General features: G+C 72.5%; 21 protein-coding genes. 18 read left to right on the forward strand and 3 right to left on the reverse strand.

From position 1 onward, the window contains the following. The first annotated feature begins 53 nt into the window (after positions 1-53). Positions 54-617 carry a YbjN domain-containing protein gene (locus tag OG959_RS20130; protein WP_326660345.1) on the forward strand — a complete coding sequence of 188 codons (564 nt, stop codon included), beginning with the start codon at positions 54-56 and terminating at the stop codon, positions 615-617. Between the two features lie 68 nt (positions 618-685). On the opposite strand, the gene OG959_RS20135 is transcribed toward OG959_RS20130, so the two are convergent. Then, positions 686-1,864: a pyridoxal phosphate-dependent aminotransferase gene (locus OG959_RS20135; RefSeq protein ID WP_326660346.1), complete on the reverse strand. Its 1,179-nt coding sequence runs from the start codon at positions 1,862-1,864 to the stop codon at positions 686-688. Between the two features lie 141 nt (positions 1,865-2,005). On the opposite strand from OG959_RS20135, the gene OG959_RS20140 reads away from it, so the two are divergent. The 17 genes from OG959_RS20140 (at position 2,006) to OG959_RS20220 (ending at position 19,169) form a co-directional block, all read left to right on the forward strand. After that, a complete protein-coding gene (locus tag OG959_RS20140; RefSeq protein ID WP_326660348.1) occupies positions 2,006-2,272 on the forward strand; it encodes a hypothetical protein in 267 nt (88 codons plus the stop codon). Positions 2,273-2,604: 332 nt separating this feature from the next. Further along, positions 2,605-3,129: a DUF2617 family protein gene (locus OG959_RS20145; protein WP_326660350.1), complete on the forward strand. Its 525-nt coding sequence runs from the start codon at positions 2,605-2,607 to the stop codon at positions 3,127-3,129. A gap of 84 nt (positions 3,130-3,213) precedes the next feature. Continuing rightward, positions 3,214-4,812, forward strand: coding sequence for a polyamine aminopropyltransferase (locus OG959_RS20150; RefSeq protein WP_326660352.1), 1,599 nt, complete (start codon positions 3,214-3,216; stop codon positions 4,810-4,812). 84 nt (positions 4,813-4,896) lie between these two features. After that, the gene (locus tag OG959_RS20155) at positions 4,897-5,820 is read left to right on the forward strand and encodes an SRPBCC domain-containing protein (protein ID WP_326660354.1); all 924 of its coding nucleotides are present in this window, start codon (positions 4,897-4,899) and stop codon (positions 5,818-5,820) included. Positions 5,821-5,841: 21 nt separating this feature from the next. Next, on the forward strand, positions 5,842-6,639 hold the full coding sequence (locus OG959_RS20160; RefSeq protein ID WP_326660357.1) for an aldose epimerase family protein: 798 nt from the start codon (positions 5,842-5,844) through the stop codon (positions 6,637-6,639). A 51-nt stretch (positions 6,640-6,690) separates the two neighbouring features. Further along, complete coding sequence (pyrE, locus tag OG959_RS20165) at positions 6,691-7,230, forward strand: orotate phosphoribosyltransferase (RefSeq protein ID WP_326660358.1); 540 nt, start codon at positions 6,691-6,693, stop codon at positions 7,228-7,230. A 210-nt stretch (positions 7,231-7,440) separates the two neighbouring features. Next, complete coding sequence (gene fbaA / locus OG959_RS20170; protein ID WP_148019898.1) at positions 7,441-8,463, forward strand: class II fructose-bisphosphate aldolase; 1,023 nt, start codon at positions 7,441-7,443, stop codon at positions 8,461-8,463. A 93-nt stretch (positions 8,464-8,556) separates the two neighbouring features. Next, positions 8,557-9,723: a MalY/PatB family protein gene (locus OG959_RS20175; protein ID WP_326660361.1), complete on the forward strand. Its 1,167-nt coding sequence runs from the start codon at positions 8,557-8,559 to the stop codon at positions 9,721-9,723. Positions 9,724-9,824: 101 nt separating this feature from the next. Further along, positions 9,825-11,330, forward strand: a complete 1,506-nt coding sequence (locus OG959_RS20180; RefSeq protein WP_326660363.1) for an MFS transporter — start codon at positions 9,825-9,827, stop codon at positions 11,328-11,330. A 65-nt stretch (positions 11,331-11,395) separates the two neighbouring features. After that, on the forward strand, positions 11,396-11,809 hold the full coding sequence (locus OG959_RS20185; RefSeq protein ID WP_148019901.1) for a DUF3151 domain-containing protein: 414 nt from the start codon (positions 11,396-11,398) through the stop codon (positions 11,807-11,809). 176 nt (positions 11,810-11,985) lie between these two features. After that, positions 11,986-12,834 (forward strand): tryptophan 2,3-dioxygenase family protein, encoded by an 849-nt coding sequence (locus OG959_RS20190; protein WP_219573915.1) that lies wholly within the window; start codon positions 11,986-11,988, stop codon positions 12,832-12,834. Then, positions 12,827-14,032 (forward strand): kynureninase, encoded by a 1,206-nt coding sequence (gene kynU, locus OG959_RS20195; RefSeq protein WP_326660368.1) that lies wholly within the window; start codon positions 12,827-12,829, stop codon positions 14,030-14,032. Before OG959_RS20190 ends, kynU begins: the two co-directional genes overlap by 8 nt. A gap of 113 nt (positions 14,033-14,145) precedes the next feature. Beyond that, positions 14,146-14,760: an SUKH-4 family immunity protein gene (locus OG959_RS20200; protein WP_326660370.1), complete on the forward strand. Its 615-nt coding sequence runs from the start codon at positions 14,146-14,148 to the stop codon at positions 14,758-14,760. Positions 14,761-14,877: 117 nt separating this feature from the next. Continuing rightward, positions 14,878-15,753, forward strand: coding sequence for an alpha/beta hydrolase family protein (locus OG959_RS20205; protein ID WP_326660372.1), 876 nt, complete (start codon positions 14,878-14,880; stop codon positions 15,751-15,753). Between the two features lie 111 nt (positions 15,754-15,864). Next, positions 15,865-17,178, forward strand: coding sequence for a sensor histidine kinase (locus OG959_RS20210; protein ID WP_326660374.1), 1,314 nt, complete (start codon positions 15,865-15,867; stop codon positions 17,176-17,178). Then, on the forward strand, positions 17,175-17,852 hold the full coding sequence (locus tag OG959_RS20215; protein WP_148019907.1) for a response regulator: 678 nt from the start codon (positions 17,175-17,177) through the stop codon (positions 17,850-17,852). The genes OG959_RS20210 and OG959_RS20215 overlap by 4 nt, the downstream gene beginning before the upstream one ends. 81 nt (positions 17,853-17,933) lie before the next feature. Then, a complete protein-coding gene (locus OG959_RS20220; protein ID WP_326660376.1) occupies positions 17,934-19,169 on the forward strand; it encodes a cytochrome P450 in 1,236 nt (411 codons plus the stop codon). 74 nt (positions 19,170-19,243) lie between these two features. Here OG959_RS20220 and OG959_RS20225 read toward each other — a convergent pair whose 3' ends face one another. Further along, complete coding sequence (locus OG959_RS20225; RefSeq protein ID WP_326660378.1) at positions 19,244-20,872, reverse strand: ABC transporter permease; 1,629 nt, start codon at positions 20,870-20,872, stop codon at positions 19,244-19,246. Next, a complete protein-coding gene (locus OG959_RS20230) occupies positions 20,869-21,807 on the reverse strand; it encodes an ABC transporter ATP-binding protein (RefSeq protein ID WP_326660379.1) in 939 nt (312 codons plus the stop codon). Before OG959_RS20230 ends, OG959_RS20225 begins: the two co-directional genes overlap by 4 nt. Between the last annotated feature and the right edge of the window lie 6 nt (positions 21,808-21,813).

A 21,813-nucleotide genomic window follows, 5' to 3' on the forward strand; every position in this document is an offset into this window, starting at 1 on the left:
GCCCCGCCCGGCATGGGAGAGGATGGCAGCCAACCGCACGAAGGGAAATTACGGTGAGCATCGATCCGTCCTCGATTCCTAACTTCGGGGGCCAGCCCGAACCGCAGGCGGCAGGACCGGAGGGCCCCGTCGTCCCTGACCAGGACCTCGTCAAGCAGCTCCTGGAGCAGATGGAGCTGAAGTACGTCGTCGACGACGAGGGCGACCTCGCGGCGCCGTGGGAAGACTTCCGCACGTACTTCATGTTCCGTGGCGAGGGCGAGCAGCAGGTCTTCTCGGTCCGTACGTTCTACGACCGCCCGCACGACACGGACCAGCGCCCGGTCCTCCTCGACGCGATCGACGACTGGAACCGCCGCACCCTGTGGCCCAAGGTCTACACGCACACCCACGAGCCCGAGGAGGGCTCCGAGGACACCGGCACCTCGGTCCGGCTGATCGGTGAGGCGCAGATGCTCATCGGCACCGGCGTCTCCCTGGAGCACTTCGTCTCCTCGACGGTCAGCTGGGTGCGCGCCTCCATCGAGTTCGACAAGTGGCTGCTGGAGCGCCTCGGCCTGGCACCGGCCGACGAGAAGCCGGCCGAGGGCACGGAGCAGGCCGCTCCGGACGCCTGAGCCACCCGCGACGCCGGCACGGCGCGGGGAACGGTCCGGAACAGGACCGTTCCCCGCGCCGTGCCGTGTCACAGGCCCTTGAGCCGGGAGACGGCCTCCTCCAGTACCTCCGTACGCTTGCAGAACGCGAAGCGCACGAAGGGCGCGCCCTGCACCCGGTGGTCGTAGAAGACCGCGTTCGGCACGGCCACGACCCCGCACCGCTCCGGCAGCGACCGGCAGAACGCGAAGCCGTCGCCGCTGCTGTCCAGCGGACGGATGTCGGTGGTGACGAAGTACGTGCCGGCCGGGCGGTAGACCTGGAACCCGGCCTCGGTGAGCCCGCCGCTCAGCAGGTCCCGCTTGGCCCGCAGGTCCGCGCGCAGCGTGTCGAAGTAGCTGTCGGGCAGGCGCAGCGCCTCGGCCACCGCGTACTGGAACGGGCCGGCGGAGACATAGGTCAGGAACTGCTTGGCGGATCGGACCGCTGACACCAGCTCGGGGCTCGCGGTGATCCAGCCGACCTTCCAGCCGGTGAAGGAGAACGTCTTGCCGGCCGAGCTGATGGTGACCGTCCGCTCGCGCATCCCCGGGAAGCCGGCGAGCGGCAGGTGTTCGCCCTCGAAGACCAGGTGCTCGTAGACCTCGTCCGTGACGACGAGGAGATCGCGTTCGCACGCCAGCCCGGCGATCGCGTCGAGTTCCTCGCGGGTCAGGACGGTGCCGGTGGGGTTGTGCGGGGTGTTGAGCAGCAGCAGCCGGGTGCGGGGCGTGACGGCCGCGCGCAGTTCGTCGAGGTCCAGCCGGTAGGTGCCGGTGGACGGCTCGGGGTGCAGGGTCACGGGGACGCGGGTCGCGCCCGCCATGGCGATGCAGGCGGCGTACGAGTCGTAGTACGGCTCCAGGGCGACGACCTCGTCCCCCGGCTCCAGGAGCGCCAGCAGCGTGGCCGCGATGGCCTCGGTGGCGCCCGCGGTGACGAGGACCTCGGTGTCGGGGTCGTACGCCAGGGCGTAGCGGTGCTGCTGGTGGGCCGCGATCGCGGTACGCAGCTCGGGGACGCCGGGCCCCGGTGGGTACTGGTTGCCGTGCCCGGCGCGCAGGGCACGGACCGCGGCCTCGCGGACCTCCTCGGGGCCGTCGGTGTCGGGGAAGCCCTGGCCGAGGTTGATGGCGCCGGTGCGGACGGCCAGCGCGGACATCTCCGCGAAGATCGTCGTGCCGAACTCGGCGAGGCGGCGGTTGAGCAGCGGTCGTCCCTGTGTCATGACCGCCATCCTGCGCGGAAGCTCTGGAGTTGCTCAAGTCTGCTTTGGCCGTACGGGGACGGGGGCATCCCCCTGACACGCAGGAATCGGTACGGAGCGGGGGACTTTCGCTTCGGGGGACGGAAGGACGTGAGGTCCGTGGTGAGTGTGGTCATTGCGGTGTGCGTGGCCCTGGTCGTGCTCCTCGTCGCGGCGCTGGTGAGCGCGGGCAACCGCGGCCGGTCGTCGGCCGGGCGGCGCAGGGCGGGCAGTGCGGGCGCCGGTTCGGGCAGCGGGAGCTGGTGGGCGGGGGACGGGGGCGGAGACTCCGGTGGTCATTCCGGTGGTCACTCCGGCGGCCATTCGTGCGGCGGCGGTTCGTCGTGCGGCGGTGGTGGCGGCGGGGGTGGATGCGGCGGAGGCAGCTGACACGGGGCAGCTGGTCCGCGGCCGGGCAGGACGGCCGGCGGCGCCCGGCGGGACGGAGAGGAGCTCTCTAAGTCCCGCCGGGCGCCTTTTCGTTGGGCCGCACGGCGCATCCCTGGTGAACACCAGACCCGGCAGGCCCCCGAGGGGATGGAAACCACGCCAAGTTGGGTAAAAACGCTGCGAGTGCGGCGTAGTTCGTGATTCCCTCGGTTGAGAGAACATTCAGCCCTCGGACCCCAGTTGGACCTGATCGGGCGCTTCCCACCTCCCACGTGCACCACGTCGGGGCGCCCCCTGTCCACGTGTCCATGTGTGTTTTGCGGAGCCGACCCATGCTCACGACCCTTCATACGGCCTATTCCGACACCCGTGCCGCCGATCTGGCCTGGGCGCTGGGGCGTGAACCGCTCCCGGCGCTGGCCGTCCTCGATCTCGGACTCGCCGGCGCGCAACTGCAGCTGCGGCTGCTCGGCGCCTCCCACCAGGTACTTCTGGAGGAGGAGCAGGGCAGCTGTTCCGAAACCGTCGCCTGTATGCCCGGCAGCAGCACCCCTCTGCCCTTAGGCGTCTCCAAGCGGCTGGGGGACTGGGAGTACGAGTTCGCGGCGCGCGTCGAGACGCTCGGCGCGGGCTCCTTCGCGGGGCGCGCGCAGGAGTTGCTGGCACTCGTCGCCGACCACCCCCACGGGCTGGCCGGGACGTTCCCGGGGAGCCCGCACGCCTTCACCGCGATGCTGGCCCAGCGGACCGAGGGCCAGGTGCGGTGGCGCACCTGGCACGCGTACCCGCAGGAGGGCAGGCTGGTGGTGACGCGGACCCGCGTGGGTGTGCGGATGCCGGCAGCGGCGGCGCTGTGACCGGCGCCAACTCCGTTGGGAGTGCGCCGATTACACCCTTGTGGGTGACAAGCGGCGACGTTTCAGTGACGTAGCGTTCGCGGCATGATCGACCAGCAGGTGCCGCTGCGTGGGGGCGCGGCGCGCCTTCCCGTGCGACCGAGGACCGGCAGGTACCTCGTGCTGGCCGCTGTCTTCATCTGCGCCGCCTGCGGGCTGGTGTACGAGCTCGAACTGGTCGCACTCGCCTCCTATCTGATCGGTGACTCCGTCACCCAGGCGTCCGTCGTGCTCTCCGTGATGGTGTTCGCCATGGGGATCGGCTCGCTGCTCGCGAAACGGCTGCGCAGCCGAGCGGCGGTCGGCTTCGGGCTGATCGAGGCGGCGCTCGCCCTGGTCGGCGGTTCCTCCGCACTGGTGCTCTACGCGTCGTTCGCCTGGATCGGGGAGTCGCGGTACGCGTTGGTCGGGTTCTCGCTGGCGATCGGCGTTCTGATCGGCGCGGAGATCCCGCTGCTGATGACGCTGATCCAGCGGGTGGACCGGCAGGACGCGGGCGGGGCGGTCGCCGATCTCTTCGCCGCCGACTACGTGGGCGCGCTGGTCGGCGGGCTGGCGTTCCCGTTCCTGCTGCTGCCGATGCTCGGTCAGCTGTCGGGCGCGCTGTTCACCGGGACGGTCAACGCGGCGGCGGGCGGGGCGCTGGTCCTGTGGGTGTTCCGGCGGGATCTCACCTCCCGCTCCCGGTGGCTGCTGATCGCCGCCAACGTGCTGGTGATCGCCGTGCTCGCGACGGCCGCCGTGCTGGCCGACGACTTCGAGCGGGCGGCGCGGCGCGCGGTCTACGGCGACCAGGTGCGGGTCGCGCTGCAGACCGAGGTCCAGGAAGTGGTGCTGACCGGATCGGACCGGAGTTCCCTCGACCTCTACCTGGACGGGCGGCTGCGGGTCAGCTCCCGCGACGAGTACCGCTACCACGAGGCACTGGTGCACCCGGCGATGAACGGGCCGCACGCCCGGGTGCTGATCCTGGGAGGCGGTGACGGCCTGGCGGCACGCGAGGTGCTGCGCTACCCGGACGTGCGGAGCGTGACCGTGGTGGAGCTGGACCCCGCCGTCACCCGCTTGGCCCGCACCGACCGGGCGCTGTCCGAGCTGAACGCGCACGCCTACCGGGATCCGCGGATGACGGCCGTGACCGGGGACGCGTTCAGCTGGCTGCGGACGGCGCGGCACCGCTACGACGTGGTGGTCGCGGACCTGCCGGACCCGGGGATCTCGGCCAGCACGAAGCTCTATTCGGCGGAGTTCTACGGACTGGTCGACCGGGCCCTGGCACCGGACGGCCGGCTGGTGGTGCACGGGGGGCCGGCGGTGAGCCGGCCGCGCACGTACTGGACGGTCGAGGCGTCCATGCGGGCGGCGGGACTGCACACCCGCCCCTATCGGATCAGCGGGCGGTACGCCGGATTCGCGGTCGGCCCCGACCGGGCCACGGGCCGGACCGGCGAGGTGCACGGCTGGGGGTTCGTCCTGGCAGGACCCGCCGCGGAGCCCGCCCTCGGTCTGGACAGCGGGGCCCCGCGGTTGCGGTCCCTGACGGGCCCCGCGCTGCGGGACGCGGGGCGGCGCGCGGAGGCCGGGCGGCTGCGCGGCCAGGCCCCGTCGACGCTGGTGCATCCGCGGTACTGGGAGGAGCGGTGAGCGGTGCGATTCGGGCCGGTGGCGGGGCCTTCGGGGATGCGGAAGCGCTGACGTGGTGGCCGGGGCTGAGTAGGCTCGGTTTCCATGGAGCATGAGGTGTTCGTTCCGGTTCCGGTCCCGGCCCTTCGGCGGACGCTGGGCGATCCTGCCCGGGTCGCGCGCTGTGTGCCGGGGCTCCAGCAGGACGCCGACGCGTCCGCGGGCCCGCTGTCCGGCCGGCTCAAGGTCCGGGCCGGCGGCCACACCATCACGTACCGGGGCGCGCTGCGGCTCACCCCGCTGCCGGGTGCCGCGCACGGGGTGGCCGTGGCGGGCGAGGGTGCGGAGGCGCGTGGCAGCGGTTCGGCGAAGCTGGTCCTGACCGTCCGCCTCACCGCACGCGACGGCGGCACGGCGATCGCCTTCGAGGGCACGGTGAGCGGCGACGGCCGGCTGCTGGAGCTGGACCCGGCGGCGGCGCTGTCCGCGGCCCACCGGCTGCTGGACCGGTTCGCGCAGCAGCTGGTGACGGAGTCCCTCGCCGGAGATGCGGGGGATGCCGGGGAGGGCGGCGCGGTCCCGGGTGCCGACGAGGCCGCCGCAGCTGTCACCGCCGAGGAGCAGGCCGTCGGCGAAGCCGTGGAGCAGGCGCTGGAGGAGGCCGCCGAGGAGGCGGACACCTCGCGGGCCGGTGACGCACCGGCCCCGCACGACGCGGCTGCGGACGAGCCGCCGGATCAGGCCTCCGTGTTCGACACCCCGGTGCCGCCTTCGTCGATGGACCCGGTGGCCGGGATCGAGTTCACCGTCCCGGACGGGCCGCCCGCCGAGGCCGCGCATGCCCGGCGCACCATGATCGGCCGCAGTGCGGAGGAGGTCGACCACGCGCCGCCGCGCGGCCGGTACGCGCCCGTCCCGTCACCCGATGCGAGCGGTGCGGGCGCCACGCTCCGCTGGGTGGCCCCCGCGGCCGCACTCGCCCTCGCCTCCGCGGTGGTGGTGGGCCGGGCACTGCGGCGCCGGAGGTAGCCGCGCCAGTAGGGTCGTCGTGTGAGCAGCAGCGAGAAGGACGTCCGGCTGTCCGTCGGCGACGCAGAGTTGACCGTGAACCCCGCCAACGGCTGTCGTATCAGCAGCCTGCGCATCGGCGGCACCGAACTGCTGCGGCAGGGGGAGCGCTATGGCTGCTTCCCGATGGTGCCGTGGTGCGGCCGGACCGAGAACGGGCAGTTCCACAACGGCGGTGTGCTGCATCAGCTGCCGCTGACCGCCCCGCCGCACGCGATCCACGGCACAGGCCGTGACACGGCCTGGCGCACGGCGCGGGAGAGCGCGACGGAGGCCGCTTTCTACTACGACCTGGCGGACCCCTGGCCATACCCGGGCCGGGTGACGCAGACCTTCGAACTGACCGAGTCCTCGCTGACGTTGGCCTTCGGCGTCGAGACGTACGGGGACTCCTTCCCGGCCCAGGCCGGCTGGCACCCGTGGTTCCGGCGCAACCTCGGCAGCGGTGAGGACGTCCGGATCGACTTCGACGCCGCGTGGCAGGAGGAGCGGGGGGAGAACCATCTGCCGACCGGCCACCGGATCCCTCCCCTGGCCGGGCCGTGGGACGACTGCTTCGGCATGCCCGACGGCGTCGATGTGACCCTCACCTGGCCGGAGCGGCTGGAGCTCACGGTGAAGAGCCGCACCGAGTGGGTCGTGGTCTACGACGAGCAGGACGAGGCGGTCTGTGTGGAGCCGCAGTCGGGCCCGCCGAACGGCCTGAACACCGCCCCCCGCTATGTCACGCCGATCGAACCCCTGGAGATCGCGACGACGTGGAGCTGGCGCACGCTCTGAGCGCGACGGTCCGGGGCGGGCGCGGGGCCGGTCGGCCTTATCCTCGTAGCCATGACTGACGTACGCGCTGAGCTGTTGCAGCAGATCAAGGACAAGGCCGTGGTTCACGGCAAGGTGACGCTCTCCTCCGGTCTCGAGGCCGACTGGTACATCGATCTGCGCCGCATCACGCTGGACGGCAAGGCCGCTCCGATGGTCGGTCAGGTCATGCTCGACGCGACCGCGGAGCTGGACTATGACTGTGTGGGCGGGCTGACGCTGGGTGCCGACCCGGTCGCCACCTCGATGCTGCACGCCGCCGCCGCCCGCGGGCAGGAACTGGACGCGTTCGTGGTGCGCAAGGCGCAGAAGGCCCACGGCATGCAGCGCCGGATCGAAGGCACGGAGGTCAAGGGCCGCCGCTGCCTGGTCGTCGAGGACACCTCGACGACCGGCGGTTCGCCGCTGACCGCCGTCGAGGCGGTGCGTGAGGCGGGCGGCGAGGTCGTCGCCGTCGCCGTGATCGTGGAGCGGGGCGCGGCTCCGGCCATCGCCGAGGCGGGCCTCCCGTATGTCCACGTCTACTCGGTGCCGGACCTGGACCTGTCCTGACCTGCCTGACCTGCGGTTTCCCTCAAGGGGGGTCGGTTTCACGTGAAACCGACCCCCCTTGTCGTATGTCTGCGGCGGGGCGCCCGGAACGCTGGGGGAGTAGGCGGGGTGGAGCCGGGACGAGAGTCTGGGAAGATGGGGGCGACGATGACGTCGCCCCCAGGTCAGGGAACCAGCAACGCACACCCGCACATCCCAAGGAGCGGACAGATGCCCATCGCAACCCCCGAGGTCTACGCCGAGATGCTCGACCGGGCGAAGGCAGGCAAGTTCGCCTACCCGGCCATCAATGTGACGTCGACGCAGACCCTGCACGCTGCGCTGCGTGGTTTCGCTGAGGCCGAGAGCGACGGCATCGTCCAGATCTCCACCGGTGGGGCGGAGTTCCTGGGCGGCCAGTACAACAAGGACATGGTCACGGGCGCCGTCGCCCTCGCCGAGTTCGCGCACATCGTCGCCGCCAAGTACGACATCACGGTCGCGCTGCACACCGACCACTGCCCCAAGGACAAGCTGGACACGTACGTCCGTCCGCTGATCGACATCTCCGCGGAGCGCGTCGCCAAGGGTCTGAACCCGCTGTTCCAGTCCCACATGTGGGACGGTTCGGCCGAGACGCTGGCCGACAACCTGTCCATCGGCCAGGAGCTGCTGGCCAAGGCCGCCGCCGCCAAGATCATCCTTGAGGTCGAGATCACCCCGACCGGTGGCGAGGAGGACGGCGTCACGCACGAGATCAACGACGAGCTCTACACGACCGTCGACGACGCGCTGCGTACCGCCGAGGCGCTCGGTCTGGGCGAGAAGGGCCGCTACCTGCTGGCCGCGTCCTTCGGCAACGTGCACGGCGTCTACAAGCCGGGCAACGTCGTCCTGCGCCCCGAGCTCCTCAAGGACCTCCAGGAGGGCGTCGGCGCCAAGTACGGCAAGACGTCCCCGTTCGACTTCGTCTTCCACGGCGGCTCCGGCTCCACCGCCGAGGAGATCGCCACCGCGCTGGAGAACGGCGTCGTGAAGATGAACCTCGACACCGACACCCAGTACGCCTTCACCCGCCCGGTCGCGGACCACATGTTCCGCAACTACGACGGTGTGCTGAAGGTCGACGGCGAGGTCGGCAACAAGAAGGTCTACGACCCGCGCACCTGGGGCAAGTCCGCCGAGGCGGGCATGGCCAAGCGCGTCACGGAGGCCTGTGCCAACCTGCGGTCCACCGGCACCAAGCTGAAGTAACTCCGTACGGATGTCTGCCTGGGCCCGGTACCCCTTGGGGTGCCGGGCCCAGGGCATGTCCGTACCCGGCAGGAATGATGTGAGGGAGCAGCTGTGAGCACGTCCTACGACTTCGACACCGTCATCGACCGCCGCGGCACCTGGAGCGTGCAGTGGGACGGGGTCGCGGACCGGTTCGGGGTGGACGGACTGCTGCCGTTCACCATCTCGGACATGGACTTCGAGACGGCCCCCGAGGTGCTGACCGCCCTGCGGGCCCGGCTCGACCACGGGGTGTTCGGCTACACCGACTGGCGGCTGGGCGACTTCCGCCCGGCGGTGGCCCACTGGTTCGCGACCCGGTACGGCACCGTGATCGACACCGGGCAACTGGTGTACGGCCCTTCCGTGCTCAGCCAGTTGTCGCAGCTGCTCCAGATGTGGACGGCCGAGGGCGACGGCGTGGTCGTCCACACCCCGACGTACGACGGCTTCCGCAAGGCCGTCACCGGGCTCGGCCGCGAGCTGCGCGGGGTGGGTCTCGGGGACACGGAGGCGCTGGAGCGGGAGCTCGCGCGTCAGGACAGCAAGGTCCTCGTGGTCTGTTCGCCGCACAACCCGTCGGGGCGCGTGTGGACGGAGGCGGAGCTCACGGAGATGGCCTCCCTCGCGGCGCGGCACGGGGTCGCCGTGATCAGCGACGAGATCCACGCCGACTTCGTGCACGAGGGGCGGGTCCATGTGCCGTGGACGCGGGTGGGGGGCGACGGACGCTGGGCGCTCATCACCTCGGCCTCGAAGGCGTTCAACTTCCCGGCGCTGACCGGTTCGTACGGATTCGTCGGCCGGGCGGAGGACCGGACGGAGTTCCTGCGCCGGATGGAGACCGCGGAGGGCCTCGCCTCACCGGCGGTGCTCTCGCTGACCGCGCACATCGCCGCGTACCGGGACGGCGCGCCGTGGCTGGACGCCGTGCGCGCGTATGTCGCGGGGAACCTGGCCCTGGTCGCCGAACGGCTGAACGCGGCGTTCCCGGGGCTGGAGTGGGAGCCGCCGCAGGCCGGCTACCTGGCCTGGATCGATCTGCGCCGGGCGGGCGTGAAGGACGACGAGGCGCTCCAGCGCGTGCTGGTCGAACGGGAGCGCGTCGCGGTGATGCCGGGGAGCGTGTACGGGGCGGAGGGCTTCGTACGGCTGAACGTGGGGTGCGCGCGGAGCAAGGTGGTGGCGGGGCTGGAGGCGCTGATCCGGGGGGTGGAGGCGGTACGGGGGGCCGCGTAGCGGCCGCGTGGGCGGGCGGGGGCGCGGGGCGATTCGCCGGCGCTGCCCCCGGACCCCCCTCCTCGATCGCCGGAGGGGCCGGATTGCGCGATGCTGAGGGCATGGCGGAGAGCTCAGCAGGTTCCGGCGGCATCCGCGTCGCCTCCACCGCCGGGCGCTGGGTCGTCCTCACCACCGTGCTCGGGTCGAGCATGGCCATGCTGGACTCCACCGTCATCAACGTCGCCCTGCCCCGCATCGGCGAGGACCTCGGCACCGGCCTGGCCGCGCTCCAGTGGACCGTCAACGCCTACATGCTGACGCTGGCCGGGCTGATCCTCCTCGGGGGAGCGCTCGGTGACCGGTACGGGCGGCGGCGGGTCTTCGTCGTCGGCGTGGTGTGGTTTGCCGCCGCCTCGCTGCTCTGCGGCCTCGCGCCGAGCGCGGAGGTGCTCATCGCCGCCCGTGCCCTCCAGGGTGTCGGCGGCGCCCTGCTCACCCCGGGGTCGCTGGCCCTGATCCAGGCGAGCTTTCACCCGGACGACCGGGCCCGCGCGGTCGGGCTCTGGTCGGGGCTCGGCGGGGTCGGTGCCGCCGTCGGGCCGTTCGTCGGGGGATGGCTCGTCGACGGACCGGGCTGGCGGTGGGTGTTCCTGCTCAATCTGCCGCTCGCCGCGATCTGCGTGCCCGTCGCCCTGCGCCACGTACCGGAGTCCCGGGATCCGTACGAGCACGGCCGCTTCGACGTCCTGGGGGCCGCCCTCGCCGCCTTCGCGCTCGCGCTGGTGACGTACGCGCTGATCGAGGCGCCGGGACAGGGGGCCTCCCCGGCCGTGATCGGTGCGGCGGTGGGCGGGGTGCTGCTCGGCGCCCTGTTCGTCCAGGTCGAGCGGCGGCGGCCGGATCCCATGCTGCCGCCGTCGGTGTTCGCGTCCCGGCAGTTCACCGCCGTCAACATCGTCACCCTCTGCGTGTACGCGGCCCTCGGCGGCTTCTTCTTCCTCTCCGCCATCCAGCTCCAGGTCGTGGCGGGCTACTCCGCGCTCGGCGCGGGCACCGCCCTGCTGCCGACGACCGTCCTGATGCTGCTGTTCTCGGCCCGCTCCGGCGAACTGAGCCGGCGCATCGGCCCGCGCATCCCCCTCACCGCCGGTCCGCTGATCGCCGCCGCCGGGATGCTTCTGATGCTGCGCGTGGGACCGGGGTCCGCCTCCGTGACCGGATACCTGGCCGACGTCCTCCCCGCCGTCGCCGTCCTCGGCATCGGGCTGGTGGCCCTCGTGGCGCCCCTCACCGCGACCGTCCTGGCCTCCGTGGACACCGGCCGGGCCGGCCTCGCCAGCGGCATCAACAACGCCGCCGCCCGCGCCGCCGGGCTGATCGCGGTCGCCGCCCTGCCGCTGCTCGCCGGGATGGGCCCCGAGGCCTACCGGGACGCCGGGGAGTTCGCCGCGACCTTCCGGCGGGCCATGCCGATGTGCGCCGGGCTGCTGGTCCTCGGCGCCCTCATCGCGTGGGCGACCGTGCGTACGCCGCCGGCTGCCGTGCAGGACACCGCGCAGCCGGAGTGCACGGTGCACTGCGGGGTCACGAGCCCCCCGCTGGAACCCGCCCCGGACAGGTCCTAGACGTTTCGCGGCCTTGTGCGCACCGGATGCCCCGGGCGGCGCCGGTGACAGGCACACTTGGACCCATGTCGATCCACGAGAACCTGCTCGGGGGCCCTGCCCCGACCCACCTGCCCGACGACCCGGAGCCGCGCGAACTGCTCGCCGCCGGCACCGCGCCCGCCGATGTCGCGGCGAAGTACCCGACCTCCTCGCTGGCCTGGGCACAGCTCGCCGACGAGGCGTTCGAGGGCGGCCGGGTCATCGAGTCGTACGCCTACGCCCGCACCGGCTACCACCGCGGCCTGGACGCCCTGCGCCGCGCCGGCTGGAAGGGCCACGGCCCCGTACCGTTCGAGCACGAGCCGAACCGCGGCTTCCTGCGCGCCCTGCACGGTCTCGCGCGCGCCGCGCAGTCGATCGGTGAGCAGGAGGAGTACGAGCGCTGCTCGACGTTCCTCCGCGACTCCTCGCCGACCGCCGCCGAGACCCTCGGCTAGCCCACGCGCAGCCGACGCTCCCACCTGCGGGCCCCGTGGACGATCGCCGTCCGCGGGGCCCGTGCGGCTGTCGCGGCCTGCGGATCTCCGCTTAGGATGCGGGCAGGGGACCGGAGCTCCACCACCTCACGGTGGGGGCGGACCGCTACCCGGAAGCTCGTGTCGAGGAGACAGCAATGTCGACGATTCACCCCGACCCCGAAGCCACCGGTGCGCAGACCCCGCACCTCGACTTCGCGGGAACGACTCCGTACGAGGACTACGTCCAGGCGGATGTCCTGACCCACCTCCAGCACCTTCGCTCGGACGATCCCGGCGAGATGGTCTTCCTGGTCACCACCCAGGTCATGGAACTGTGGTTCACCGTCATCGTCCATGAGTGGGAGACGGCCGCGCACGCCCTGCGCGAGGACCGGCTGGGCGTCGCGCGCGACGCGCTGAAGCGGTCGCTGCGGGAGCTGGAGGCGCTGAACGCCTCCTGGACGCCGCTCGCCCAGCTCACCCCCGCCCAGTTCAACTCCTACCGGTCCGCGCTCGGCGAGGGCTCCGGCTTCCAGTCGGCCATGTACCGGCGGATGGAGTTCCTGCTCGGCGACAAGTCCGCGTCCATGCTCGTGCCGCACCGGGGCGCGCCCCGTGTCCACGCCGAGCTGGAGAAGGCGCTCGCCGAGCCGGGTCTGTACGACGAGACGCTCGCCCTGCTCGCCCGGCGCGGCCACGCGGTGCCCCAGGCCGTGCTCGGCCGCGACCTCACCCAGAAGTACGAGCCGTCGCCCGAGGTCGAGGCCGTCTGGGCGGAGATCTACGCCAACCCCGACCAGAACGACGAACTGGTCCGCCTCGGCGAGGCGCTCACCGACGTGGGCGAGCTCGTGTGGCGCTGGCGCAACGACCACCTCGTCGCCACCCGGCGGGCCATGGGCTCCAAGACCGGGACCGGTGGCTCCGCCGGGGTCGCCTGGCTGGAGAAGCGCGCCACGAAGAACGTGTTCCCCGAGCTCTGGACGGCCCGCAGCCATGTCTGATCTCCAGGAGCGCGCGCAGGCGCTCGACACCGCGGACGGCCTGGCACCGCTGCGCAAGCTCTTCACCCTCGACGACACCGTCTACCTGGACGGCAACTCGCTCGGCGCACTGCCCCGCCATGTGCCCGCCCGGCTGCAGGAGGTCCTCACCCGCGAGTGGGGCGAGCTGCGCATCCGGTCCTGGGACGAGAGCGGCTGGTGGACCGCTCCGGAGCGGATCGGCGACCGCATCGCCCCGATCGTCGGCGCGGCCGCCGGCCAGATCGTCGTCGGCGACTCGACGAGCGTGAACGTCTTCAAGGCCGTCGTCGCCGCGACCCGGCTGGCCCCCGAGGGCCGCGACGAGATCCTGGTCGACGCCGCCACGTTCCCCACCGACGGCTACATCGCCGAGTCGGCGGCCCGCATGACCGGCCACCGGATCGTGCCGGTCGCCCCCGCCGACGTACCGGGCGCGCTCGGCCCGCGTACCGCCGCCGTGCTGCTCAACCACGTCGACTACCGCTCCGGCCGGCTCCACGACCTGCCCGGCCTCACCGCCGCGGCGCACGCCGCGGGCGCGGTCGCCGTCTGGGACCTGTGCCACAGCGCGGGCGCGCTGCCCGTCGGGCTGGACGCCCACGGGGTGGACCTGGCGGTCGGCTGCACGTACAAGTACCTCAACGGCGGCCCCGGTTCGCCCGCGTACCTGTACGTCGCCGCACGGCATCAGGCGGCCTTCGACTCGCCCCTGCCGGGGTGGACGTCGCATGCCGACCCGTTCGCGATGACGCCCGCCTACGCACCCGCGGACGGTGCCGTACGGGGCCGGGTCGGAACACCCGACATCCTGTCCATGCTGGCCCTGGAGGCGTCCCTCGACGTCTGGGACGGGGTCGGGATCGACGCGGTACGGGCCAAGTCGCTGGCGCTGACGGACTTCTTCCTGGAGTGCGTCGCCGCGTACGCCCCCGCGGGCCGGGTCACCTCCGTCACCCCGGGCGCCCACGCGGAACGGGGCAGCCAGGTCGCGCTGCGGTGCGAGGACGCCGAACCCGTGATGGCCGCGCTCATCGCGCGCGGAGTCGTCGGGGACCTGCGGCGGCCGGACGTGCTCCGGTTCGGCTTCACCCCGCTGTACGTGGGGTTCGCCGACGCGGAACGGGCGGCGCGGGTGCTCGCGGACGTGTTGACCGGTTCCGCCGCTCCGGCGGCGTAGGCTGCCGGGTCAGTCCGGCGACCGGCTCGCCCCGGTCGCCGGACGGGCCCGGAGCTGTCGTGCGGGCGCAGAATGGGGTGCAACGACAGCCGACGGGCAGGGAGTCGCGCCAGGTGCTCTTCGATATCGACGGTGACGGCGGGAACGGGAGCGACCGCTCCCGCTACATACGGGCCTCGCGCGAGGTCCTCGCCGATGTGGTGAACCGTCCGGAGGACCTCCGGGCACTGTGCGACATCGGCTTTCCGCAGCGCCCCTTCCACCTGGCCCCGGTCCTGGCCGCGGAGGGCTGCGCGATCGGGGAAGGCCGCCCCGTCGTGGACCTCGATGACGAGGTGGTGATCATCGAGGAGGAGTTCGGCAACATCCTGCTCCTCGGCGCGGTTCAGGGCTGGTACCTCTTCCTCGGCCTCGATGACGGCACGGTGCACGCCCTCCCCGACGAGAGGGAGCTCTTCGAAGGGGACCTGCGCCCGGTTCACACGGACCTCTCCTCGCTCCAGCACCTGCTGGAACTGCTGCACCGGCGAGTGCTGAAGGTGGCCCGCGAGGGGACCGGCGCCGACCGGAGCGTGCCGCACGCCGAACTCGACCGCTTCGCCGACGGGATCCAGGACGAGTTCGTCCGCGTCGACCCGGTGGTCTTCTCCGACGAGGAGTCCAGGGAAAGCCCCTGGACCGCCTTCTTCGGTGACCTCCGGGGCGGGCTGTACGGCACGTACTACTGACGGCCCGGCCGGGCGTGCGGCCGCGCTGCCCTCCGGCGGCGAAGAGGACGCCCCCGTACTGATACCGTCCCCGCAGGTCAAGCCAGTTGGGCATGTCACAGGGACGGTTGGAGCAGCATGTCGGATTCTGCCGCGCGTGATCAGGACGCAGCCGAGACCGCGTCGGCGTTCTCGCATCCGGCCGTCGCCCCCGATGTCTCCGCCGCCTACGGCAGCCACCCGGACCAGGTGATCGACTTCTACGCCCCGCGCGACGGGCGGGCCGGCGCCCCCGTCGTGGTCGTCCTGCACGGCGGGGCCTGGCGGGCACCGTACGACCGGCTCCACCTGTCGCCGTTCGCGGACTTCCTGGCCCGGCGCGGATTCGCCGTCGCCAGCGTCGAGTACCGGCGCGGCAGCGAGCTTCCGCAGCAGCGCGGCTCCGGCCCGGTCGCCGGGCGCTGGCCGGAGACCTTCGACGACGTCGCGGCGGCGATGGACGCGCTGCCCGAGCTGCTGGTGCTCCACATGCCGACGGCGGACGCCCGGCGGATCGTCGTCACGGGGCACTCCGCGGGCGGGCAGCTGGCCCTGTGGGCGGCCGCCCGGCACGTTCTGCCGGAGGACTCGCCGTGGCGGCTGCCGCGGGCGCCCGCGCTGCGCGGAGTGGTCGCGCTCGCCCCGATCGCGGACTTCGCCTCCGCCGTCGCGCTGGGTGTGTGCTCCGGTGCGGTCGGGCAGTTCCTGGGGCGCGCGGAGGACTTCACCGAGCGCGCCGCGCACGCCGACCCGGCCCTGCTGCTGCCCACCGGCATCGCCACGGCGGTGGTCCAGGGCACCACCGACCTCACCGTGCCGTCGGCCGTCTCGGAGGCGTTCGTCGACGCGGCGGCGAAGGAGGGCGAGATGGTGGGGCTGACGCTGCTGCCGGACGTCGGGCACTTCCCGCTGATCGACCCGGCGGCCGACGCGTGCGCCGTGGTCGCCGAGGAGATCGCCCAGCTCGCCTGGTAGCGCCCGGTCCGCCGCGGCGCCGCGGCGGACCCCGGTAGTACTTGCGACGGACGGCTCAGGATCCGTATCACTGCTGACGACCGGGGACGCCGCGCCCCCTACCGTGGAAGCGTGACACAGACCAAGACCAGAAGCCCGGAGCTCCGGGTGGCCGCAGGGGCGATCGGCGGCCTGCGCCAGGACCTCATCCACGATGCGTTCGCCTACCGCCCGCTGGGGCCGATGAGGACCGACGGGGTACTGACCCGGAGGCTGCCGGAGCGGCTCCGGGCGCGTGCCGAGTGGACCCCGCACGCGGTGGTCCTGACGGCCGCGCTGTTCGCCTTCATGCTGGGGTTCTCCAGCGGTGGCAACGGCGGAGTCCTCGTGTCGGGGCTGTTGCCCGCCGCATGCGTCGGGATGACTCTGGTGCGGCCGGTCGGGGCGTTCTGGCTGTCGATGGCGCTCATACCGGTGACCATGGTCACCGGCTCCTCCGACGGGCCGTGGGCGCCGAGCATCTTCTTCGCGCATCTGACGGTGCTCACCGTCGTCGCCGCGCGGACCAGGCCGCGGACCGCGGCCTGGATGTGGGGTCTGACCCTCCTGTTCGGCACGCTTCTGGAGAACGCCGGAGGATGGCACTCCGGACCGCCGACCGTGGCCATGGCGGTGGCCTCGGCGTTCGCGCTGCTGTTGGTGAGCGTGGTGCAGATCCGCCGTGAGGCGGAGCGCGAGGTGACCGTGCAGCGCACGGTCACCGCCGTCGAGCGCGACCGGCGCACGCTGCTGGAGGAGCGCACCACCATCGCCCGTGAGCTGCACGACGTGGTCGCCCACCACATGTCGGTCGTCGCGATCCAGGCCGAGGCGGCCCCCTACCGGGTGGAGAACCCGCCGCCCGAGCTGGAGCAGGCCTTCCTCACGATCCGGGAGAACGCCGTCGCGGCCCTCACCGAACTGCGCAGGGTCCTCGGCGTCGTGCGGGCCGAGGACTACGAGGCGCCGGACGCCCCGCAGCCCACCCTGGCCGAACTGGACGGGCTGCTCGCCAACGTCGGCGAGGCCGGACTGCCGACGGAGAAGACCGTGACCGGTGCGGTGCGCGAGCTGCCGCAGGGCGTCGAGCTCTCGGCGTACCGGATCATTCAGGAAGCCCTCAGCAACAGCCTGCGGCACGCACCGGGCGCCACCGCGAAGGTCGAGATCGGCTATGTGCTGGGCGGTCTGGGGCTGCGCGTCGTCAACGGTCCGCCGACCGCCCCGGCGAAGCCCTCCCCCGGTGCCGGACACGGGATCACGGGCATGCGGGAGCGGGTGGCGATGCTGAACGGTGAGATGACGGCCGAGACGACCGCGGAAGGCGGTTACGAGGTCACCGCCTTCATCCCCGTGCAGGCCGCCCCGTCCGACGCGCCCGTGGAAGCCGTGGGGGAGCAGACATGACGGCCGCCGCCGGTACGCCGATCCGGGTGCTCATCGTCGACGACCAGATGATGGTCCGCGAGGGCTTCTCGGTCCTGCTCAACGCGATGCCGGGCATCGAGGTCGTCGGCGAGGCCGTCAACGGGCGGGAGGCCGTCGCCCAGGTCGCGGCGCTCCGTCCCGACGTGGTGCTGATGGACATCCGGATGCCGGAGCTCAACGGCATCGAGGCGACCCGCGAGATCGTCGCCGCCGACGCGGACGCGAAGGTGCTGGTGCTCACCACCTTCGATCTCGACGAGTACGTCTACCAGGCGCTGCGTGCCGGTGCGTCCGGCTTCCTCCTCAAGGACGCCTCGGCCCGGCAACTCGCGGACGGTGTACGTGTGGTGGCGTCCGGCGAGGCGCTTCTCGCCCCCACGGTCACCCGTCGTCTGATCACCGAGTTCTCCAAGCTCGCGGCGGCCCCGCGGCCGCCGGCCCTGGCCCAGATCGGCGACCTCACGGAGCGCGAGACGGAAGTGCTCGTCCTGATCGCCCAGGGCCTGTCGAATGCGGAGATCGCCTCGCATCTGGTGGTCGCCGAGTCCACCATCAAGACGCATGTGAGCCGCATCCTGGTGAAGCTGGGCCTGCGCGACCGCACCCAGGCGGCCGTCTTCGCCTACGAGGCCCGGCTGGTCACGCCGTCGTAGGGGGCAGCCCCCGGGGCAGCCCCCGGGGCAGCCCCCGGGGCAGGTCTGGCCCGGGGGCGGGTGGCCGGTTAGCGTCGGTCCATGGACCAGCCCATGCGTGCCGACTCCGGCCCCGCCGCCCCGTTCGATCCCTGGTCGCCGGCGTTCGTCGCCGATCCGTACCCCGCCTATGCAGAGCTGCGCGCCACCGGCCGGGCGCACTACTTCGCGCCGACGGACCAGTGGCTCGTCCCGCACTACGCCGACGTGTCGGCGCTCCTGCGCGACCGGCGGCTGGGCCGGACGTATCTGCACCGGTTCACGCACGAGGAGTTCGGCCGGACGCCGCCGCCCGCCGCCCACGAGCCGTTCGAGACGCTGAACGGGCAGGGGCTCCTGGACCTCGAACCGCCGGACCACACGCGGATCCGGCGGCTCGTCTCCAAGGCGTTCACCCCGCGCACCGTCGAACAGCTCGTCCCGACCGTTCAGCGGCTGGCCGCCGGACTCGTCGACGACTTCGTCGCGCAGGGCGGCGGCGATCTGCTGACGGCGGTCGCGGAGCCGCTGCCCGTCGCCGTGATCGCGGAGATGCTCGGGATTCCGGAGTCCGACCGCGCCCCGCTGCGGCCCTGGTCGGCGGCGATCTGCGGAATGTTCGAGCTCAACCCGTCCGAGGAGACCGCCCGGGCCGCCGTCCGCGCCTCCCTCGACTTCTCCGCGTATCTGCGGGAGCTGATCGCCGAGCGGCGTGGTAACCCGGGGACCGACCTGATCTCCGCGCTGATCGCCGCCCTTGACGAGGGCGAGCGGCTGACCGAACAGGAGATGGTCTCCACCTGCGTGCTGCTGCTGAACGCGGGCCACGAGGCGACCGTCAACACCACCGTGAACGGCTGGTGGACGCTGCTGCGCCACCCGGACCAGCTGGCCGCGCTGCGGGCGGACCATGGCCTGCTGCCCACCGCGGTGGAGGAGCTCATGCGCTACGACACCCCGTTGCAGATGTTCGAACGCTGGGTGCTCGACGACATCGAGATCGACGGCACGGTCATTCCGCGAGGCTCGGAGGTGGCCCTCCTCTTCGGCTCGGCCAACCGCGACCCGGCTCGTTTCGCGCACCCTGACACATTGGACCTCGCCCGGCGGGAGAACCCGCACATCACCTTCGGCGCGGGCATCCACTTCTGTCTCGGGGCACCCCTGGCCCGGGTGGAACTGGTCACCTCCTTCGGCGAGTTGCTGCGCCGGGCGCCCGGCATGCGGCTGGTCGCGGAACCGGAGTGGAACCCGGGATACGTGATCCGGGGAGTGAAGGAACTCCGGGTCGAGCTCTGACGCGCGGGCGGCGGGCCGGGCCGGGACGGGACGGGGGCCGGTGGTGGGACGCGGGCCCCTACCCCCGCATCCCCTCAAGTCAGCATGTCGCGCCGGCGCAGCGCCGCCAGGCCGCCCGCCACCAGCACCGCCGCGGCCGCGATGAGGAGTGCCACCGGCCCCCACCCCATGGCCGCCGCTCCCGGCAGCTTGGGCAGGTGCGTGAACGGCGACACGTCCATCACCGGCTGCGGCAGATCCAGCGCGGGACCTATCCAGCCCAGCGCCAGGCAGAGACCGACCAGTCCCCAGCCCGCCGCTGCGGCCTTCGGCAGCGCCCCGTACAGCAGGACCGTCACCCCGCCCAGCAGCCAGACGGCGGGCAGTTGTACCAGCGAGGCGCCCAGCACGGCGGGGAGTTCGTGTCCGTAGCCCCCTGCCAGGCCGAGGCCGCCGACCGTCATGATCAGGGCAGCGCCGCCGAAGGCGATGAGCAGATGACCGGCGGCCCAGCCCGTCCGGCCGACCCCGCCCGCGAGCACCGGTTCCGCGCGCCCGGCGGTCTCCTCGCCGTGCAGCCGCAGCACCGAGGAGACGATGTACAGCGCCGCCACGGTGCCGAGCACGGAGACCATCGAGGCAAGGAACGCGTCGGTCAGGCCGGACTGGCCGCCCATCCGCTCGAAGATCTCCTTCGTCTTCTCGTTGTCCCCGACGAGATCCGCCGCGCCTCCGGTCAGCCCGCCGAAGACGAAGCCGACCACGGCGAACGACACCGTCCACCCCAGGAGCGCACCGCGCTGGAGGCGCACCGCGAGGCCGAGGGCGGTGGAGATCCGGCCCCGGGCGGGTCCCGGCCGCGTGGCGAGGAAGCTCATGCCGACGTCGCGGCGCCCGGTCAGCGCGTACGCCACGGCGCACTGCACGGCCACGGCGCCGGCGATCACCAGAAGGACCCACCACCGCTCGTCCGCGTACGGCCGGACGTTCTCCGCCCAGCCGAGAGGGGAGAGCCAGGTGAGGACCGACGAGCCGTCGTCCGTCGCGGAGTCGCCCGCCGCCTTCAGGACGAAGGCGGCACCGATGACCGCAGCCGTCAGCCCCTTCGCCAGCCGCGCGCTCTCGGTGAACTGTGCGGCGATCGCGGCGGTGCACGCGAACAGCGCACCGACACCGGCGACGGCGGAGGCGAGCGCCACCGCACCGGCACCGCCCGCGCCCGAAGCGGCCATCCCCGCCACGATCACCAGCCCCAGTCCGGCGTTGGCGATCAGGGCGGCGAGCAGCGCGGCGGTCAGCGGCGCACGGCGCCCCACCATGGCGGAGGAGAGCATCTCCTGACGACCGGTCTCCTCTTCCTCCCGGGTATGGCGCACGACGACGACCAGGCTCATCACCGCGGCCAGCGCGGCGCCGAAGGCGATCATGCGCCAGCTGACGAGCGCGCCCACGGAGTCGCCGAACACGGGCCCGTACATCGCGCGCAACGAGCTGTTGCCGTTCATCGAAGCGGCGAGCTCGGCGCGTTGTGCGGCGGTCCCGTAGAGCGAGGCGATGGACTGCCCGACGGACGAGAACGACCCGCCGAGCACGAGCACCCAGACCGGCATGATGATGCGGTCGCGCCGCAGAGCGAGCCGCAGCAGGGGCCAGGTCCCCGCGAGCTGCCCGGTCCCCGTCCGGCGCCCCGTGCGGCCCGTCGCGGTCATGGTCACGGCAGTCATCGTGCTGACACCCCCGCGCCCTGATCGGCGCCCTGTCGCGTGCCCCGCTCCGCGTCCGCCGTGTAGTGCCGGAGGAAGAGTTCCTCCAGGGTGGGCGGTGTACTGGTCAGGGACCGGACCCCGGATGCGGAGAGCGACTTGAGGACGGCGTCCAGCTTGTCCGTGTCGACCTGGAGCGAGACCTGATGCCCCCGGACATCGAGGTCGTGGACCCCTGGCAGCCGCGCCAGGTCGTTGGGGGAGTCCGCCAGCTCGGCGGTGATGTTCGTCCGTGTCAGATGGCGCATGCCGGCCAGTGAGCCGGTCTCCACCGTCCTGCCCGCCCGGATGATGCTGACGCGGTCGCAGAGGGACTCGACCTCGCTGAGGATGTGGCTGGAGAGCAGCACCGTCCGCCCACGGTCGCGTGCTTCGGTGACGCAGCTCTGGAAGACCTCCTCCATCAGGGGGTCCAGCCCGCTGGTCGGCTCGTCCAGGATCAGCAGGTCCACATCGGAGGCGAACGCGGCGATCAGGGCCACCTTCTGCCGGTTGCCCTTCGAGTACGTCCGCCCCTTCTTCGTCGGGTCGAGCTCGAACCGCTCGACGAGGTCCGCGCGCCGGGTGTCGTCGAGGCCGCCGCGCAGCCGCCCGTACAGATCGATCACCTCGCCGCCCGAGAGATTGCGCCACAGCGTGACGTCCCCGGGGACGTACGCCACGCGCCGGTGCAGCTCCACCGCGTCGCGCCAGGGGTCGCGGCCGAGCAGTTGGGCGGCGCCGGAATCGGCCCGCAGCAGTCCCAGCAGGACTCGGATGGTGGTGGACTTCCCCGATCCGTTCGGCCCGAGGAAGCCATGGACCTCACCGGACTCGACGGCCAGGTCGAGCCCGTCCAGCGCATGCGTCCGGCCGAACGACTTGTGCAGTCCGGCCACGGTGATTGCCTTCGTCATGATTTT

This window comes from Streptomyces sp. NBC_00385, from assembly GCF_035917155.1.
Lineage (GTDB): Bacteria > Actinomycetota > Actinomycetes > Streptomycetales > Streptomycetaceae > Streptomyces > Streptomyces poriferorum.